Origin of the sequence: Heliomicrobium undosum, assembly GCF_009877425.1 — a bacterium.
In the GTDB taxonomy this organism is placed as follows: Bacteria; Bacillota; Desulfitobacteriia; order Heliobacteriales; family Heliobacteriaceae; genus Heliomicrobium; species Heliomicrobium undosum.
The window spans coordinates 1-19,445 of record NZ_WXEY01000035.1; the positions used below are offsets into that span (position 1 = coordinate 1).

Annotated in this window: 15 protein-coding genes and 1 pseudogene; 3 read left to right on the top strand and 13 right to left on the bottom strand. The window is 50.5% G+C overall.

Features of this window, described 5'->3' with window-relative positions; genetic code table 11:
• Positions 1–456, top strand: a 456-nt coding sequence (locus GTO91_RS16790) for a helix-turn-helix domain-containing protein (RefSeq protein ID WP_161259882.1), incomplete at its 5' end; no start/stop codon positions are given.
• 193 nt (positions 457–649) lie between these two features.
• On the opposite strand, the gene GTO91_RS16795 is transcribed toward GTO91_RS16790, so the two are convergent.
• From GTO91_RS16795 to drmA, 4 genes are all read right to left on the bottom strand, one after another.
• On the bottom strand, positions 650–1,282 hold the full coding sequence (locus GTO91_RS16795) for an HNH endonuclease (protein ID WP_161259883.1): 633 nt from the start codon (positions 1,280–1,282) through the stop codon (positions 650–652).
• A 106-nt stretch (positions 1,283–1,388) separates the two neighbouring features.
• The gene (locus GTO91_RS16800; protein ID WP_161259884.1) at positions 1,389–2,180 is read right to left on the bottom strand and encodes a phospholipase D-like domain-containing protein; all 792 of its coding nucleotides are present in this window, start codon (positions 2,178–2,180) and stop codon (positions 1,389–1,391) included.
• A 12-nt stretch (positions 2,181–2,192) separates the two neighbouring features.
• Positions 2,193–3,971: a DUF1998 domain-containing protein gene (gene drmB, locus GTO91_RS16805; protein WP_161259885.1), complete on the bottom strand. Its 1,779-nt coding sequence runs from the start codon at positions 3,969–3,971 to the stop codon at positions 2,193–2,195.
• A 12-nt stretch (positions 3,972–3,983) separates the two neighbouring features.
• Positions 3,984–7,355: a DISARM system helicase DrmA gene (drmA, locus tag GTO91_RS16810; protein WP_170294291.1), complete on the bottom strand. Its 3,372-nt coding sequence runs from the start codon at positions 7,353–7,355 to the stop codon at positions 3,984–3,986.
• Positions 7,356–7,487: 132 nt separating this feature from the next.
• Between drmA and GTO91_RS16815 the strand changes: the two genes are divergently transcribed.
• Together GTO91_RS16815 and GTO91_RS16820 are read left to right on the top strand one after the other, a co-directional pair.
• On the top strand, positions 7,488–9,560 hold the full coding sequence (locus GTO91_RS16815) for an ATP-dependent helicase (protein WP_161259886.1): 2,073 nt from the start codon (positions 7,488–7,490) through the stop codon (positions 9,558–9,560).
• A 45-nt stretch (positions 9,561–9,605) separates the two neighbouring features.
• Complete coding sequence (locus tag GTO91_RS16820) at positions 9,606–11,051, top strand: 3'-5' exonuclease (RefSeq protein ID WP_161259887.1); 1,446 nt, start codon at positions 9,606–9,608, stop codon at positions 11,049–11,051.
• 19 nt (positions 11,052–11,070) lie between these two features.
• Here GTO91_RS16820 and GTO91_RS18815 read toward each other — a convergent pair whose 3' ends face one another.
• From GTO91_RS18815 to GTO91_RS16860, 9 genes and pseudogenes are all read right to left on the bottom strand, one after another.
• Positions 11,071–11,337 (bottom strand): DUF559 domain-containing protein, encoded by a 267-nt coding sequence (locus GTO91_RS18815; protein WP_407929539.1) that lies wholly within the window; start codon positions 11,335–11,337, stop codon positions 11,071–11,073.
• Positions 11,320–11,518 (bottom strand): annotated as a pseudogene (locus GTO91_RS18820) (very short patch repair endonuclease); the annotation flags it as partial. The gene GTO91_RS18815 and the pseudogene GTO91_RS18820, both read right to left, overlap by 18 nt.
• A 21-nt stretch (positions 11,519–11,539) precedes the next feature.
• On the bottom strand, positions 11,540–13,204 hold the full coding sequence (locus GTO91_RS16830; protein ID WP_161259888.1) for a DUF2357 domain-containing protein: 1,665 nt from the start codon (positions 13,202–13,204) through the stop codon (positions 11,540–11,542).
• A 9-nt stretch (positions 13,205–13,213) separates the two neighbouring features.
• Positions 13,214–14,854, bottom strand: a complete 1,641-nt coding sequence (locus tag GTO91_RS16835; protein ID WP_207709045.1) for an McrB family protein — start codon at positions 14,852–14,854, stop codon at positions 13,214–13,216.
• Positions 14,802–16,280 (bottom strand): DNA cytosine methyltransferase, encoded by a 1,479-nt coding sequence (locus GTO91_RS16840; RefSeq protein ID WP_207709046.1) that lies wholly within the window; start codon positions 16,278–16,280, stop codon positions 14,802–14,804. The genes GTO91_RS16835 and GTO91_RS16840 overlap by 53 nt, the downstream gene beginning before the upstream one ends.
• Before the next feature lie 703 nt (positions 16,281–16,983).
• Positions 16,984–17,250, bottom strand: a complete 267-nt coding sequence (locus GTO91_RS16845) for a hypothetical protein (protein WP_161259890.1) — start codon at positions 17,248–17,250, stop codon at positions 16,984–16,986.
• A gap of 191 nt (positions 17,251–17,441) precedes the next feature.
• Positions 17,442–17,660: a hypothetical protein gene (locus GTO91_RS16850; protein ID WP_161259891.1), complete on the bottom strand. Its 219-nt coding sequence runs from the start codon at positions 17,658–17,660 to the stop codon at positions 17,442–17,444.
• Between the two features lie 155 nt (positions 17,661–17,815).
• A complete protein-coding gene (locus tag GTO91_RS16855) occupies positions 17,816–18,184 on the bottom strand; it encodes a hypothetical protein (protein WP_161259892.1) in 369 nt (122 codons plus the stop codon).
• Between the two features lie 93 nt (positions 18,185–18,277).
• Positions 18,278–19,445, bottom strand: a 1,168-nt coding sequence (locus GTO91_RS16860) for a vWA domain-containing protein (protein WP_161259893.1), incomplete at its 5' end; no start/stop codon positions are given.

The following is a 19,445-nucleotide window of genomic DNA, read 5'->3' on the forward strand; positions in this document are numbered from 1 at the left end:
CGTGCAGAGAACACCTTGGGTGAAGTCTCTATTAATAAGGAAACGTTTGTGACAGCTACTCATCTGCGAGGGACACAACCAAAGGATCCCGATACGCCAGGCGCGCGTCTATTTCATGCTCGTTCAACGATTGGGTTGACGGTCCATGAGCTATCCTCGGCCTCTGATGTAACAGAGGCCACTATTAGCTACATCGAAAACAACCATGGTCAGCCAACACTTCGTGTACTGAAAAAACTGTCTGTTGTACTTGATGTTTCGCTATCCTTCCTTGGATGCTATGATCTGCTACCCGAAGAGTCAATTGGCCAAAGGGTCAGAAAGCATAGGTTAATGAACGGGCTGACAATCCGCGAATTTGCAACGTTAATTGGAGTATCTGAAAAAAGTGTTCGTAACTGGGAGAAAGACAATTGCGTTCCTTTATCAGACATTCAGGGAAAGTTACGATTTTAATGCTTACCCAATAAGTCAGTCAACGATGCCGCATCTTCGATGTGGAATCGTCGTTTTCCGAAGAAGTGGACAATCTATAGTATCCCAGGGGATTCCCTTTTCCCGACAAAATGAGCCGTTGACGACTTGACTAAGCGAATATCTCTCAGACTGGTGATACACCCTATCCCTGGCAGCTTCATCGACTAACAGGTCACACCCCTCGGATTTGATTTAGAACTTCTTGTTCCTTTTGTTTAGCGAAACTTTGACACTCTTTATATACTTCATCGAGAATACTAACTAAACCGCATCTTATTTTATCGAAATTTAGAGGTAAATATTGGATTCTAAAATTTTTTATTTTCTCCAATCTTTTTTCAAGAATAAAACGGATCTCATCATCACTTTTTCCTCGATATATACTTCTCCAATATTCGCAATGTTTACAGCCGTCCAAACAGTCGTTTCCAAAGGGTTTTAATAACTTTTCCCATGCGTTAGGCACTTCGGATAGTGACATTTGATCATATTCCTTCTTTTTCTCATTACACTCTTTACATGAGAGTAGGACATTACCTTGGACATCCAAACCCGCCCGAAAGCGATTCATAGCTTCTACATGTTCTCTAACTGACTCGAAATTTTCGTTAAATACCCTTTCGCAATAAACACATCTCGGACCAAAATATTTTTTAACAGACTCAATATAGATAGGATCTTTTACTGTAGAATCCTTTATGTATTCTTTATTTACTGCTGATAAAATCATATTCACCAATTTGTTAGCTACATCAGCAGTACCCCGTGAGGAATTACTAAAAACCTCAAAAGGATTATAACTCACTAGTATATAACCTCCTAAAAAAAACAATGATGAGCAATAAAATTTTGTATTTTTGGTTTTCGTTTTCTTTTACCGACTACCTTCTCTAATCGTTATAACAATGGCTTTATGGATTTTTTATTTTGAGTGGCATTAAAAAACCTTTTCTTTCAAGAAGGCTGAAGTGATCCTCTACCTGGGCAGCCTTCGCTCCTCTAATTCGCACTCCAAATTCGATGTTATGCTCCATCCCATGCCGCGTCAGGTTGGCAGATGTAACAAGAACTTGGTTTCTGTCCACTGACACAAGTTTCGCATGAAGGCTTGCATTTGGCGAATCAGGGTTGCCACACCAAATGAGCATTCGGGGGGCAGGTACATCACTTGGCCAAGCTTTTGACAGTATCCTGTAGTTTGAACTGTTGTCATGAAAGGCAACCGTTATACGACAACCCCGCTTTGAGGCTCTTGCGAGCGCCCCAATAATTGTTTTGGTCGAGGTAGCTTCCACTGTAAGATTGTAGCCGACAACGAGTATCTGCCGCTGCGCTTCATCAATCATGCTCCGGATGACCGGTATCGTACTTACCAAACGTTCACTTCCTCCAGCAGATGGCCCTGTCCAGACAAAATCTGTTTCCACCGTTCTAGGAGAACAGAGCTCTTTCATAAAAACTGCTGTCTTAACAGCCATATTTAGCGCCTCAAGCGAAGGAGGTGGTGAACAGTTTCTCCACTCCGTAAGGAGTGCAGACAGGCGTACCGGCTGAACAACTGCAGGCCTTAACAGGTGCATGATTTCGATTGGATCTGAATTCTGACTGATCGCTCCGCTGCGGAGATTTTCAGCAAACCTCTCCATTATATCTGCCCCACATTCATCTGCCAGTTCCGCAATTCTGCGGCTAAGCCCTTCCATAACTCATAGTCCTCAGATATGGAAAAAGGCGAAGTCTTTATTGGACACAGTGGGGACCAGAAAGCTTCTGTCCAAAAAAAGATTCGAGTTCTCACAGGATGTCTCCGGGGCAAGCAGACAGGCGTGGCAGGCCGCTCCGTTAAGGCTACCGGTCATTCCCGGCTTATGTTCGGCACAAAGGGGATCTGCGGAACAGAGGAATGCCTCCTGAAGACCGTTCCAAAGTATCGATTCAATCCGTTCGGTTTTTGCAAGTTCCACAAGTCCTCCCAAACTCCCCTCCGAATCCGGGGTGGCTGTGTAAATCAGCAGACCCGCCATATCCTGGTTGTTTCCACGCCTTGCGTAAATGCGTTCCCGCAGAGACGTGTGCGAGTAACCTGATTCCAGACATAGTTGTCGCATAAGCACATGAGCCAGTGAATGCAAAAGTGCGTACCTCACTCCGGGAAAATGCGGAACGTAGTGTTTTGTTAACTCCCGATCCTCACAATATTGTCTGAAGGCGCTTTCCATTTTTTTACCAGAAGTTATCCCGACCCTTGCCTCCCACTCACGAACCTTCTCGTCTTCCAGCGCAATGAAAATACCCTCGCCGCGGGTCTCAATTCCTGGGAGCCAGGAAGGCCTGTAATTCTTTCCAATTGGAGAGATACGGCTTAAATCCTCTTCCGTCTCCTTGAGTATAAGGGTAATCGGATCCGGCGGCTGATCAATCCGCGTGAACCCCTGTAGACATCGGGTTTCGAGAAGGCGGCGGACTGCGATTACCCGCGAAACCCATGAACGGAAAGATCCCGGGACGGCCATTTCCTCTGTTTCGAAATCAGTTTCGTCGCTTCCGTCGGAACCGTCAAGGATTGCCTGCCATTCAGGATACAGTAAGTCCTGTTCCGGTCCCAGTCGGTAGTTTCTCTGAAACTGGATAGCCTCCCAGACTTCATCCGGAGCAAAGTCCCCCAGTTCGTGCAAAAGGGATCTCATTTTCATGAGTTGCCTAAGTACCTCCAGGGAAGTGACATCCGCCAGTCGCTCCTCCAGCGCCGCAACAGCTTTATGCAGACGCGAAGAAAACGGCGGGATCGACAACGCGCTGGAAGCAACGGGAAAATATATATTCGATGCACCCCGAAGCATTGCCCGTAGAGGCTGATCGCAATCCACCCTATTACCTTGGCCGAGCCAGGGACGGTTTCCTTTACAGTCACCAAGAAGACCTCTCCCTTCCCGACGGAAAGCCTCCTCAAGTGACCGGGAAACGTTACAGTGCCTGCATTTCACAACCAAATCAGAAAGGGCGCCGCTGTTGCTGTTGTCCTCCAGATACATATCCGTACCCTTGCATCCCTCTTTTCCCTGACCGGCATGAACGAACCGGAACCAGGGAAAGTCGTCAAGGTGACCGCGGGGACAGGCTACAACAAAACGCGAGGGGAAGACGCGGGGTTTTTTGTCATTACAGGTGCAGTGGTAAGCCCCTGTTTCCAGATTCCTGACAAAACGGTTCTCCTGCCCCAGCTTGCGGCATTCGGGACATACAAACCAAAGAGGGAAACGGTACGCCGGAAGTGTTGGGCCGCTTGTCTGATAACTTTCGGGAACAGGAGGGGTCAGTATACGTTTAACCTGCAGTTTTTTTGCCAAACGGGGATCAGTGATATCCTTGCACCGTCCCTGGTCCCAGGTTTCATGGGATGCGATAACTACAGAAAGCTCCGGCAGATCCATAATGGAACCGGGACCAAACGTTGAAACCAGCTGGCTTGTTCTGATTTCCCCTACGGACTTCATATTGCGCCCCCTTCAGGTTCTTTCGTCTGCAAGGAATATTTTTAGTGAGGGTTCAACATCCCGCATTGAGTTCGGCGCCGGGAACACACCGCTACTTTCTGATCCAAGAGGATACATGAGCCGGGGGGTCCCTTTTGATCTTTCGGCATAATTGAGTTTATCTCTGTAGGTTTCGTGCTCCCAGCGGGAGAGGCAGGCTTCGATATGGTCAGCCGTTTCCTTCATCCGGGATGGACCATCCACTTCCTTGGTTCTTTGGGCGTAATGGTTCTGTACTTCATTTACATCGCCCAAATCAGCCTGGAATCTTGCTGCTGCCGGTTCGGGGGACAGTTCTTTGATTCCAAGCCGGCACATTGTAATCAGGGTGGCCGGGAGTGCCCGGTCCCTGGCTCTTGAAGAAAAAGGGGTCACACTGGTTGGTTCCACATAACGGTATACAGCCGAATGGTATGCTCTGAACCGTTCATAGTGGGAAACATCCCTCGGACGTACCCAGTTGTAAAGTGTGATGACTAGTCCCGGATACTCTCGGCCGACACGGCTTGTAGCCTGAATGTACTCAGCTGTGGTTTTCGGCTGACCTGTTACCACCATCAGACCTAGACGGCCGACATCAACCCCCACCGAAATCATGTTGGTTGCCAGAATGATATCCAACGGGCGTTCACCGGAGCCGGGAAGGCAGGTACGTTCCAACTGCTCAAGGATTGCCGGGATATCCCCTGACCTGATGCGGCTCGTCAGTTCAGGCACGCTTTCGCTTATATTCAATTGCCGATCTCCGTACTCAAAAAGCCCGTCAGGTTCACGGCTCTCCAAAAGGCTGATTCGGGACTTTACGTCATCCTCAATCAGACGGACGGCCCCACCTAGTTCCCGAAGGCTGTTGTAATAACCCACAACTGTATAGTACGGATCGAGATCCTCAAGGGGATTGTCCATTGCAGGCAGGGACGCAAGCAGATTGGCGTAAATACGCAACAGTGCTGTTTTCATGCTTCGCCCGGGTGCGAAAATACCAAGATAAAGACGCCCGGGTTTTTTCTCCCTCGGCTGCTCGACGGCGAAGAAGGAATCTCCTGAGGTTAGTCCCGGACTCGGAAACACAGCGAGATTTCTGTTAAACAGCGATCTCATCTGTTCCGCCGCCCTACGGACAGTGGCTGTTGAGGCAACAACCTTGGGGCCTACAGAATATCCGCCGATTTTTCGAGATGCAAGCCAGTCAACAGCCGTTTCATAAATTCCGGCCATTGTGCCAAGCGGCCCGGTGATGAGATGCAGTTCATCCTGAATGATAAGATCCGGAGGCAACAGTGGACGACTGTCACAGATTCCCCCCTGATTGCGATTGGGTGTGCGTCTCCCCTCTCTTTGAGAGGCGGCTCCGGAGTTAACTACCTCCTGCCTCCACCGGGCCATTTCGTCACTTTCCCCTTGGCATACAAACCCCCAACCCGGAACAAATCCTTTTACTTTTCCGAACAGGGCAGTTGTCTCTACAACCCAGGGCAACCGTGCAAATTTGTCAACTGTCCCGATCAGAAGATCCGGAGTCAGCCGGTAGATTTCCTCATCGGTGACAAGAGCCGGGATTCCGTCCATGTTTGAGCTCCGGTGATACTCACAACCCCGCCTGGAGCATCCTATTACGATTCGTCTTTTCGCCTGGTCTGCAAACCAGCTTGCGGGATGAGCTTTCCTGTTTCTTGTCAGGGGGGCACCGCACCAGGGACATGAGACCAGTTGGATCGGGGTGCATCCTTTCGCTTTCAGTTCCTTGATCCGAGTTGTTTCTTTATTTTCCAGGATACCCTGAGCATCGTTGAAATTGTTCGGAGTGCTTCCTTCCCCAACCCAAAGCCCAATTCTGAAAGGGACTTCCCCCCACACCCGAGGTTCATTCCGACGGAGCATTTCACAGGCGCAGATCAGGGTCGCAGCCCGCTGAAACTGCTGGACAGTCAACAGTCGGAGGGTATACCGCATAATCACACTCACACCGGTGTCACCACGTTCACCCAACTGCTCGCCACGGAGTCGTCGGAGCGCCATTGCAAATGCAGCCAAGCCGAGATAGGCTTCCGTCTTGCCGCCACCGGTCGGGAACCAGAGCAAATCGGCTGTTTTTCTGTCTTCGTGATCCGGATCCGCCACTCCGCTCAGCGATTGAAGGATAAAAGCCATCTGGAACGGCCGCCATACGGCATGAACAGGTACAGGGGTTTCAGGCCAGTTCCCTGTCTTTCTATGGATTCTGGACATGACCGTCCTAGAACGTTGGAGAGCCATCGCCCTGTTGGCGAAACGGAAAGCAAGAAGAGGTCCGTGGTCGGATGGGGAGCAGAGCAAGTCCAGCCCCTGTTGCATTCTCGTCCTTGAGCGTTCCCATTCTAAGGAGTGCCGGAGAGCCGTTTCCCTTTCGCGGCCGGAAAGGCTTCGTATCAGTCCCTTCTGACGTTCAATCCACTCGCTGTAACGGTCAATCAGGGGCTGGAGGGACCCTCTGAGTTCAGTGGGCTTCGTGGCGTCAGCCAATGTGTTCATGTCAAGACTTCCTCCGCCTGTCCATTCCGGAGGTGTAACCAGAGCGATCTCGAAGGAGGGTATCCAAACGGTTTGTAGTACGGATGCCCTTTTCCGTAACGGGTCCGACTCCTCCCACTCCACAGCCGTACCATGACCGGTAGCATATTCCGGACAGTGACGGAAAAGTAGATCGTCGGAAAGAACATCCTCGGGCCTGTAAAGCCGTTCATCCAGTTCCATCTGGCGGGCGGTGAAGGGGGCCACCCCTTTTTCCGTTCCATACACTTTCAGACTGGGTTGGAACAGGCAAAAGGGATCCCGGGACGCCCTCTCTTCAAATTTCTGTCGGTTGACGAGAAACAGGCTGACAGCAAGCCTGTCACGCATAGGTCTGACTATCCACTCCAGAAAGACCCGGTCGTTGAATTTCATTTTCACCGACCTACGTTCACCGTCAGGGTTAAGACGAAGAAAGTGGTCTTCGGAAATAGGCACGCGTTTCCAGTTCCCGTTGCCGGTGTCCTTTTTATAAATTCCAAGGGAAACAGAGACTGCAATGCTTTCAGTTCCATTCTCCACCACAAAGGAGAGACCAATAGAGGAAGGTTTCAGTGCCTGAATCAGAGACAGTCCCACTTCCGGACTTCCGGTCTCCTCCCCTTCATGGCCAGCCGAAAAGTCCTCATCGTCCTCCGTATCCAACAGGGTTCCGGCCGGCCAGAGGATTCCGGCAAGGTACCGGGTTCCAGGAGCCTCCCCTATGACCTCGCATTCTGTGGCAGGGCCAATCAGTTCACTCCGCAGGCGTTCAACCAGTTCGTTGCGGACTTTGACCTTGTTGGCATGCTCCAAAGCTATACACCTCCGGATAAATTACGTTTTACATAATTCGCCACAGAAGGATATTTTCCTTTTCAAAGAGAATCCGTAAAAACTGCAAGACATCTATTTCCGGCTAACTGTTACATTTGTAAAGGAGGCCATATGCAGAACTGGAATGATGTTCTGGACTCCCTCAATCCTGCACAGCGAAAAGCGGTTGAATCGCCTGAAGGCCACCTGCTGATTCATGCCGGGGCAGGCACAGGAAAAACAAGAACTCTTGCGGCGAGAACACTGTTTTTGCAGTTTGAAATGGGAATCCCCTCTGGCGCCATTCTCGCACTCTCCTTCTCCCGGGCAGCAAGACAACAGCTTCTGGATAGGCTGTCCAGCCTCGGTTGGGAGGCAGGGGGCGGCAGTCCCGTGCAGGTGCTTACTTTTCACGGTCTGGCCTGGCGTGTTGTCCGGATGGCAACAGACTATGGGGAGACATGGCTAAGACCCAATTTTGAGATTGTCTCTTCAGGTAGAGGCGGAATTAGCCCTCTTTTTGATCAGTATTCAGATGAGTTTGTCAAGGCTGCACTAGGTACCGCTTTTCGTTTGAATGGCATACGGTGGCGAGGATATGCAGGTCGGGATATTCTCGAACGCTTTGAGCAGTTTGACCACGCTGACTTCCGGTTGGTCGAAGACTGGCGTTCCTTTCCAGAACTTTCTGTTCCGATTTGGGCAAAAGGAATCGACATGTTAAGGCAGGGACACCCGGAGTTTGTACAAGCTTTGGTTTCACCTGAAGAACTAAAAACCGAAAGGCTCATTACCATTCTTGGGAATCATTCGGTACGGATTCAGGTAAGCACACGCGAACTGCGAGTCGTGTGGCAACGGTACAATCAAATACTGAAGCGCAGAAACATGATTGACTATCCAGGCTTGGTCGCAGAAGCCGTACGTATTCTCCGGAAACCTGACAGCCTGACTGCACACAGGCTCCGGGAGGGGCTCCGATTTGTTATGGTCGACGAATACCAGGACACATCCAGGGCTCAGGAGGCGATGCTTTTTCAACTGGCCGGTTCTGATGTCAACCTGAATGTGGTCGGAGATGCCCGACAGGCCATTTACACCTTCAACGGTTCGGATGTGTCCAACATTCTTGAGTTTCCATTAAGGGCGGCCCTCACAGGAAAGAGAGTGCTCGATCCAGTCCATCTCGAATGGAACTACCGTTCTGCAGAAAGCATCCTGTGTGTGGCCAACAGGATTGCCAAAAAACTTGAAGTTCCTAAAGAGCACCGGGGCTCCATTAAGGGGGAACTTCAACAAGCCCCGGTTCAAACCTCAGGAGAAACCGTTTTATGGCGGCAGAGTGGCCTTGACGTCAGGAGGGTTTACGCTCCACGCATTGACTTGGCCGCTGACTTTGTTGCAACAGAGATAGAACGTCTTATTAAAGAGGAGCGTGTCCATCCGGGCCATATTTCTGTTCTGGTCCGCAAGGACAGCGAATACTCGCCTCAGGCATCCTTTGTCATAAAGGAACTGGAACGGCGCGGGATTCCCCTGCACGAACGGGACAAGACCCCTGAATCCAAGCGTGTACTTGCCACGAAAGCCATGACGTTGTGTCAGCAACATTTCAACAGCACTCTGGAAGAACTGATCGATGGGATCATTTGCGGCGGGTTTGCTGAAGAACTGGAGGATGAAGCGGAACGGAACGCTTTGGCTGAACTTCTCCGTGAATCCCTTCAGTCTGGCGCAGTCCAGGCATGGGAGGCGCTTGAAACACTCCAGGATGTTCTGGAGGAGGATGGATTTGAGAAAACAGCAGACACAGGCGGTGTGTCCGTCAGGACCGTTCACTCCGCCAAAGGTCTTGAGTTCAGGATCGTGTTTCTGATGTACCTTGGAAGCCGCACTTTTCCCCACGGGATCCGTCATGACCCCGCAGAGGAACGGCGTCTCTTTTATGTCGGAATCACGAGGGCAATCGAACGGCTTTATCTCTTGGGGACACCCGGGCCTCACCATGCCGATTTCTTTGGTGAAAGCACCGGCGAAAGGGTCCATCATGTAGACTGGACCGTCCCCGGTGGAAGGGAGGTTTTCTCTGGATCGGAACTATCAGCGGAGTACAAAAAGAAAGTGAGCCAAGTGAAGCAGAGGCAGTCGGAAGAGGAGGAGAGGAAAAGGAAACTTCTGGCCCAACTTCTTGGGAGCCTCGACTGACCCTACGTTCGGTTACATGAAAAACCAAGTCGGGAGGAACAGCTTTTGCGGAAAAAAAAGAAGCCAATTGTGATACCCCAGAAACAGCAGGACTGTATTTCTTTCAAGCCTGAAGGCACTCTTCTCGTACAGGGCGTGGCGGGTTCCGGAAAAACGACTGTCGTTTTAGAGAGAGCCCGACAGTTGGATGAAAGAGAAACCCGAAGAGATGGTCCTAAGGTTCTTGTACTCACCTATAACCGGGCGCTGACCTCATGGATAAAGGAACTCTCAGGCAAATCGGCAGGTAAGTCTGTTGAGGCCAACACATTCCACTCATGGGCCTGCGATTTACTTTCGCCTTTAGGCCTGACACGCAACGGCACTGTCCGGGACCGTCCTGAAATAATAAGACATGCCAAAAATTACATAAAAAGAATGCATCCAAACGCTTCGTGGCCAAATATCCACGGATATGGGGATTATGAGCTTGTGCGTTTTCTGGGCGAAGAGATTACTTGGATGAAAAACTGGGGGCTTGTTACTACAGAAAGCTATATGAATTCCCCACGAACCGGCAGGGGGAAAAAGCTGAAACTCAGTCCTTCCCAAAAGGAAACAATACTGAAAGTGTATTTTAAGTATGAAAGTCTGCTTGAAACCCGGTACCGTTGCATCGACTTCGACGACGCGGCACTTCGGCTTGAAAAGCACATTCATAAAATTCCCATGAACAAACGGCCAAGTCACATCCTGATTGACGAGGCCCAGGACTTTAGTCCGGCCCAATTCCGGGCTGTAGCTAAGACGGCAGTAAAGAGCCTTACTATCGCTGCTGACAAGGGGCAGCAGATTTACAGGCGCGGATTCACCTGGAAGAGCGTCGGGATTTCCGTTCATAGCGGAAACAGCAAGTACCTCCTGAACAGTTTCAGGTCAACAGGTGAAATCGTTCGTCTTGCCACAAGTCTGCTTGCCAATGACCCTTTTCTGAAAAATGATCCGGAATACCTCTCCCCCGACACCTCACCTGATTCTGAAATAATTCCGGAACTGCACCTCTGCCGTAGCGATTCTGTGGAAACAGAGAAAATAATTGAACTGATTCGAATGCTCCGATTGAATTTCCCGGAGGACTCCATTGGTGTGATAGCATGCAAAAACGAAATTCTTGACAGGTATGCACAGGTATTCAACCAGCATCTCATTCCTTGGCTGATGGTAAAGGAAAGTGAGACGGGAATAACCGGTCCCGGTGTAAAACTCGTAACATTCAACTCAGCCAAAGGCCTTGAGTTCGATCATGTGATTGTCACCGGCCTAAACAAAAATTCAGTTCCCTATCCGCGGGCAGAGGCTGGAGATGATGAAGAGGCCCATATATCTTCAGAACGCAAAAAACTATATGTGGCTATGACCCGAGCCAGGCTGACCCTCCACATGGCTGCAGTTGAACCGGTATCGCAGTTTGTCCATGAATTGGATCCCAATCTCTATAAAGTGATCAGATGAGAAAGGGGCGCGTCTGTATTCAGACACGCCCCCATTTTATTTGATGTTTTTTCCGCATGCCGGCTGTAGGACTCTGTTCTGTTGACAGACGCATACGTTCAACAACCTGTTGGAGGTCATCCTTGAGCTCATGCTTCCAGATGCGAAGAACAGTCCAGCCCTCTTCTGTCAGCAACCCATCGTTCTTTCTGTCCCGATTTATATTTCCCTGGATTTTTTCTCCAGAATCCCTTGGCCATACAAAGTGCCGGGGGCAACCATGCCAGAAGCATCTGTCCACAAACACTGCCAGTCTGGACCTGCCGAAAACAATGTCTGGCCTCCCAGGGAGACTGTTTGTTAATCCTGTAGCGGAATCCGGCGGCCCAGAGCGCTTTTCTGAGACGTACTTCCGGCGATGTATCCTTACCACTTATGGCAGACATGCACCGGCTCCCCTGTTCTCTGGTAAGTCTGTCGGCGAACAGGACCTCCCAGCCTTATTACATTCAGACAGCTCCAGCATCCCTCAACACAGTTTCAAGGACCTGCCCGACCTCCTCAAGGGTCATTCTGGGATGCAGGGTGACAGCCCCGAATCTGAATGTGCTCCTATATTGGGGGTGGAACAGCCTTGCCGGCATAGAGGCAGACTTCCACTGCGCAGCAGCCTCAGGCTGTTCAGGGCTTAGCAGATATGCTCCTACTACAGTCTGTCTCACATCGCCGTTATCCATTTCCTCAACCAGGGCATCACGGTACATGTGAATGGAAGAAACCGCGTCGTTCAGTTGCTGCCTGATCCGGTACTTTGAGTCAAGAACAATCAGTTTGCCGGCTTCGATGGAATCGGTTTGTCTGTCCATTCCCACGGAGATATCCGGTACCATAGTTCTGCTGAATGAGCCCAACCGTCCATCCTCAACCCAATACTCCCTGTAGCTGCGTTTGAAGGAAAGGCTGTATTTGTCATTCAGTCTTACATTGACATTTCCGGAAGCAACAGTGACCGAACCGGCCCCTCCGTTTGCCGTAAAAAGTGTATTAAGATTAAGCTCCTGAAGGTTGAACTTTAAAACCGCCGACCTTAACAGCCTCAAAAAACACCATATTTCATAAAGGTCAAATGTCCTTGCCAGGGGCATCTGAAGGAAGTCCCCGAACACACGGCTTATACCCAAACTTATGTCCCTGTAAAGCAGAAAGAACTTCCTGTAGGGGAACACCTGTCTGTAAACCGGAGTTATGGTGATACTGGCAGTCCTGTCAGTTACTTCGGAGAAAAGGGGCAGCCGGAGCAGCCTCTCCAGCCTACCGGCCAGTTCCCTGCACCTTCCCGCCCAAAGGTGGCGTGTCTTTTTCCTTTCAGGATCCGTTTCTTCGGTTGCACCCAGTCTCTGTGCAATAACATTCATCCAAGCGGACCAATTTCGCAGACAGGCCTTGATATCCTGATGCTCCTTGGTATCAAGACCCGATGTTTTTACGTTTTTACGGATTTCTTCCGGAAACCATCCGTTAAACTGCCTGGGCAGACGCCGGATATCCCCCGGTTCTCTTAGGAATCTTCCGGCCCGAAAGGATTTCATGATTTCTACAGGAGTAATCGCATGGGCCTTATAATGGGGGAGCGTCTCCTCCCTCGCTTTCAGGTCCCTTATGGGATGTCTTGCGATTTCAAGAACAGCCGACTCGACCTGGGAAATCCGTGATCTCAGAAACTCCAGTCTTGCCAACGGGGGGTTTTCCTCTCCAGTGCCCCGTGCTATTCCCGTTCGGAAACCTGACAGTGAAAAAAGAGCATGGGTGTCCTCCAACACCTGTGAAACCATTCTGTCGAAATCATCCCGGGTCATTTTTCTCATATCAGGATCAGAAATCAGTTCAAACTGGGCAGACTGCCCATCGCCCAACTCCAATCTTATCGGCACGAATCCTGCGTAAAAGCCAGGCTGCCATCTCCAGCAGGCGGTTGTGCGATTGCGTGGGCGGAGCGCTTCGATCCTTTCGTCATCGATATACAGTTCGGCGGAAAGAGGATCGGGGGTATCCAGCAGTTCAAATATGTACTCCCGAGCCTCCTGAACAGCACCAGGAGCCACAGGTTCAGTTGCAGGCCAGATACGGGTTCTTTGGTGACAGCTTCCTGATTCATATATGTAAAGTTCCGCCATGGTTCTGTCCTACCTGGAGTTCTGGAAGGAGCCGAGCTGGTTCAATTCATCCAGCAGTCTAAGGATTACCCCCTGCGACCGTCGGAATCTTTCAAAGAGAGTACGTAGGCTGTTGAGCATCTCTCTCTGCTGTTCCGTTCCACGCAGTTTGGTAAGTACCTTCTGGGAAATCTGCTGGTCTATGACATCATCAGAATCCAGCCCGCAGGTTTCTACAGCAAAACGATGATACCGGATGAACTCCTCGGCCACACGGTATCCAAACCCCAACCCATGAACGACGATAGTTCCGTTTACTTCACTAAGAATTGCCGAACACGCCTGAACCGACTCGCGAAGATCAATGTGCCTTTGTTGAAGGACCTCAAGGAACCCTTCAAGGTCAACTGCGGACATATCAAGCACTACAGCCCTGTCGAGAACCTTGTCGCTGATGCGTTGTGTTGTCTCATCAACGTTAATCGTGCCGGTGATGAAGAGATTGTTGGGAATGGGGATAGAAGCGGGTATTCTCGCGCCGTTGCTCCCCTCGATCGGAACAACATTTGAGTGCAGCGACAGTTCCTCACCGCTTTCAAGCGCACTCAGTACATCGGCAAAATAGTACTCCACCTTGGCCAAGTTCATTTCATCGAGGCATACGAAAACAGGACATTCAGGATGGTTTGAGGCTGTCAAAACTGCCTGAAGGAACGGTTGTACAATGTACCGGTTTGAAATCACATCATAATACCCGGTAAGACCCGTAGGATCTGTCCAGTCAGGCCGGACGGGGCAAACGAAGAAAAGAGGATCCCGTCTGCACGGATCGGTGATTCCATGAACCGCCTGCGAGTATTTTCGGGCAATGCTTGTTTTTCCCGTTCCGGACAGACCGGCAAGGATAACAAAGTGCTTTCGTTCCAGATGATTGAGCGCGATGTGATAACGTTCAACCAGATTGTCAGTATAGTAACCCCCAAGGGTACTTACAGCTTCGACGATATCTCTAACCGGAATTGTCGAAGGCATCCTGTGCATTTCCGGGGCTATCGTATCCTCATCCGGCCAGGGAAACACTTCGTGAATCCGATCCTGCCCGACAATTCCAGTAAGGTACCCCACGAACTCTCTGGCAGTACTGCTTCGTTGAGCAGTCGCTGCCGGGGGATACATCGCGTAGACGATTTTATCCACAGTGGCGAATGGACCGGCCGCATCTGAATCAAAGCCATCTTCCTGTTTAAGAGTGTTCCAGAAGCCTTTGTTTTTAAGAAAAATTCTTCCAATTGCATCGAGGTAAACCTTAACGTTGTTGTTTCGCTGTGCGTAGTTCTCTGGTTCTGTCTGAAAAAGTTCGGTCATACGGTTGAGCTTATCACGTAGTGATCCAATTTGGTTATGAACAAAAACTGCAAAAAACACTTCATCTTCGGGAGGGAAAGTAATCTCCGAAAGGAACAGGATACCCTGACGTTGGTTTCGGATGAAGTTTTCAAGGTTCGAATTGCCGACGAACATCCCACCGGCTATAATTTTGGAACTGTTGGAGACACCAAACAGTTCAGATGCCGACCAAGTATTATTGTTAAAAAGGGGATCCTCTTTGACAAGGTTCTCAAACTGCTGCAGTCGTTCTGAAAAGCTCATAAAAGTCGGTGGTACCTCCATTCTGCTCCTCATCTGCGGTTAGTCCCATGGACAGCAGCATGTGCCGGGCAAGCACCAGTGACATCAGAGGGGGCACAGCGTTTCCAATCTGACGGAAAGCATGGTTCATGGAGCCCTCAAAAACAAACCCATCTGGAAAAGACTGAAGCCGTGCAGCTTCCCTTACAGAAATCATTCTCGCCTGATCGCTGTCATAATGGATATGAGAATATCCGTCCTTGCCCAAATGGGCCATCAGTGTCCTAGATGGCTTGTCCGCCTCCATTTTACGCCATTTGTTTGGAAATTTTCCGGGATCATACGGTGGCACAATCGATTTTTTTATTTTCTCATATTCCGGACCTTCAGGCTCGACTGTTATTCCATCTGCGGAAAGCTCTGCAATCTTTTCCTGTAGAATGTCAAGAGCATGTCTGTAAGCCTCTGGATACTGGTCTCCTGGGTTCATTCTCCGGAATATCGGATAATCCCGTGGAACAATCCGGATGACATGATCGTAAATGACTCCTTTGTTTTCGAACCGCGGCCAGCTTCTCATCATATCTGCATAACCGGAAGACGTTTCTGGCCTTGGACAAGAAAGAGCTTCCGTGAAACGTTTGACTCCCCTTTTGATCTCGCCCGTAAGATGGCGCGTGATTCTCGGCAAATCGCCTATTGCTTCTCTTGCCGTGACAGCTGGAGGCAGATCTTCAGAGCTTCTAGGCGTCTCCAAAAAAAACATTTGGTCAGTGGGAGGGTTTTCAGGGAAAAATGCCTCTTCCACAGAATCATATTGATTATTCTTTTTACTGGCTAGCGACCGGAGTGCCACCCTGCGGGTTCCCTCATATCCCTTAGGCAATGTTATCCAATGGGTAGGTTCCGGAAAGCTGACCCCACATTCCAGTTCTCTCGCGTAACCTATCAGAAACATCCGTTCCCGCATCTGAGGAACTCCATAAAATGATGCATTCAACAGGGTATATCTGCATGTATACCCCATTTCGCCCAGGACTTCGCATGTTTCCTCCGGAATGTTGTGTCCACCAAAATTCAATGAGTCGGGAACGTTCTCCATGAGAATGGCCAGCGGCTGAAGTTTTCTTACATAATGAAGAAACCGAAGATAGAGGTTGCTTCTCTCGTCCTGAAGATATGCCTCAGGATGTTCCCTGACCTCCCTGAGTTTTGCTCGCCCAACACGGGCGAAAGCTTGGCACGGAGGTCCACCAATGATGACATCAACAGCCGTTAAAGGATTTTCAAATCCGAATTCTTTTAGTAATTCCCCGGGTCCAATAGTGGTAATATCACGGGGGGTTGCGTGCACTTCCCGGACTGATTTTGGTGCGTTACGAAAGAAATTCCCAGCATGTGACTTGGCCGCTAATGGATCAAGTTCCACAGAGCCTACGATTTCATATCCTGCGGTGTGAAAACCCAAAGAGAGACCTCCACATCCGGAAAAAAGATCGAGAACCCGAGGCTGGCAACCTGTTCGCAGTCTGTTGACTTTCGAAATGCGAATCATTCTGTTGATGTCTGCTGTCCGTTCCATTTCATACGTCCTTCTTTGTAGGTTTCAACTTCAATAAGTATAAGCGATATTATCCTTACGCCCTTGGACGTAAAAGGCTCATTTAACCGACTATCTTTTCAGTTCAGAACTTAATTTGGCCTTTTCTGCTTTTCTACACGAAGACCCGGGTTCCCTCTCAACCAAAGCAATTAATTGATTATGAGAGCAGAAACTCAGTCGGTATTGGCTCTCGACTAGCGTCAAACAGGTGGCATGAAGGCTTGCCGACAATTAGCAGTTTCTTTTCTATGACGACCTACAACACAATCCTGATGCAGGCCTTACCTCTCTTCAATTGCTCAAGAATTAACTTCTTCATGGTTAATGGATTCACCGTTTTGCCTTCAAATAACGCGATTTATCCATCTTATCTCAATTATTCGGGTAAATGCGTTGATTTTGGATTTCTTGCTTCTTGTTCTATTAAGATAAAAAGCAAGCAATCCAAGCAGCATAAGGAGCATCGATACTAAGAACAATGTTCTTTTGAAGCACTTAAGGACAGAAAGACGGAGACCAGCAGAGATTTATCTGCCGATCCCCGTCTTTTGTCACTGCGCACAAAACCTCAGTATAAACCTTGGTTAACATAGATTACAGGGTATCCATAATCGACTAGCTCTTCCCTTTCCGGGTATTCAATCCCGGTCCAGGAGACAAACTCACAGTCTTTTATCAGTTCCTCCTCTCTTAAAAAACACTCCAATCCCCTAGTATCACTTCTGAGGGCAAACTCCCTAATCTGTCTGATGATTGCATCATCTCTTGACTCAAAAAAATTCGATAACGGATATGAAACCCTATCTGCTTCGGGAAAGAATTCTTCTGGAAGCATCCTTCTCCCGACACGTGAATTCGATGTCAAATTCACACTTTCACCCCAATCCACAAATTCATTCTCTATATCCAAGCAAAAGTGGAGCACCAGTGCTCGTTGATATTCGCGATTGTTTTGCAGATATCCACCCGGTAATCACGTTCCGTTCTATGGAGAAGAGGAGCCGCAACAACCAAAGGGAAAGTCGGTCAGGCCAACTCATTATCCTTTATCCCCTTTTGATTTCGTCCAGTGAATGTGAGGATTCGGCCCATTTCTGCCACACCCGCCGGTTCCACCCGCGGACGGGTCAGCCGGTTTCCCTGTCCATCTTCAACCCAAGAGATTGTAACCTCTCCCGGCCCCTGTTTCAAAATATCTGGAATGAGCGTTTCGAGCACATTTGGCGGAATACTGGTGATTTTCATCGTCATACGCCTCTGGTCGCACGACCAGAAACTTTTCACCTTCCTTTATATCTCCCCCGCGTGCAGCGGGAGAGAATTTCGTCTCTCCCCTGCGCGGGGAACCATATAAAGGATATTACCCAGCGACCGCCGCTGGCATGTCACCAAGCATCAAGTCAGCACGGCTTGCAAAACCGCTCAGTCCATTCCGGCCCGGCGGCATCAAAGAAGGCCTGATGGTCCATTTTCGTCGCCTTCGCCCCGCTCAGGGCGACCTGAAACAACGCCCGGAAGAGTTCGACGAGCGACTTGCCCGAAACGACTTTCAGCGGAATGTTCCGCATGGTGAACGTCACCCGCTCCCACTCTTTCCCGCCGGCATGAATCGCCCATTCGGCGCACACATCGGCAGTCTTTTCCCGGCGCATCTCAATGGCCCGGATGGGAACCAGGACACAGCGTTGGCCATAGAGCGAAATATCGTGATCCATCGAGAAGATCACTAGGTTGCACAGTTCGGCAATTAAATCTACCGCCCGGTTCATCGCTTTCGCCTCCAAGCTTCCGGGGCAGGAATCCCTTCCCGCCCCGGCTCATTCTATTTCACTGGACTCGTCCTCGCCATTGTCCGAGAAACCTCACAGTTCCAGGACGATATTCACGGCCTCGTCGTCAGACCCCTGGACAACCGTGGCCAACCGGTCGGAAAAGAGGCTCAGGGTTCCATCGGAGGCATCGCTTCCGATCAGCACGCCGATGACGTGAAACTCCTTCTCCGTCTTCACCTTCTGAAACCGCTCCAGGAAGTCGTTCGATACACTGCACTGCCCGTCCGTAATGAAGATGACATCCCCCTTTTTGAAGGCGGAACGTTGCAGCAGGTTGAGCGCCTCCTGTAATGGTCGTTCAAAATTCGTGCCGCCGCTCAGAAAGCGGGTCACCATGTCCAGCACATCCTGGGGCTTTGCCCGCTTCGGTTTGGGAAACTCAAAGGAAACGATCTGTGAGGCTGACCCAAACAGGATGGCGGCGAAGGCGCGCCGCTGCTTCCGGGCGATATCGAAGAGCGCCAGGCAGAGCGCCTTGGACCATTCCTCCCGGCTGTGGCCGCCCATGTTTTCGGCCATCGAACCGGAGGAATCGACGCAGGCAATGATGGGACCCTTCCCTTCCGTCTCTTTGCCCTCCAGCTTGCGCTGCATCAACTGCCCTTCCGAGAAGCGGCGGAGAAAATCCATCCGGGTGGAAGGACAGCGAAGCTGCGCCAGTTCCGAGGGCAGGATACGGGACAGGTCGGCACCCATTTCCACATCAACCACCTCAGTGGGCGGCTGATGGGTCCGGTTCCGGCGCTTCTTGGCCGCCATGGCCTTCATGCGCCCAGCCAGTTCCGACACCTTGCGGAGCTTTCCGGATCCCCGGAGGATTTCTGCTAGCTCCATCCGCTTTTCCGGCGGCATGGTCTTCTGTTCCCCCGGCCCCAGGCCGTACTGGATCAGCGCCTGCGCCGTCTCCGCCTGTTCCGCCGCCTCTTCTCCGAAGGCGGTCTTCATGGCCCGGATCACGGACGCCGATTGCGCCGCCTCCCTACCCAGGGCTTCCAGCTTCGCGCCCAGTTCCTCGGCCTGCTGCTGACTCTTCTCGGCCTGCTGACTGGCCTTTTGGGCCTGCCGTTTCGCCTGCTGGGCCTTTTTCTTCATCTCCTGGGCCTTCGCCGTGTCCCCTGCCTGTTGGGCCTGCTTCGCGGCGTTCAGGAAACTCTCCATCATCTGACGCTGTAGTTCAGCCTCTTCCCTCGCCGTATCA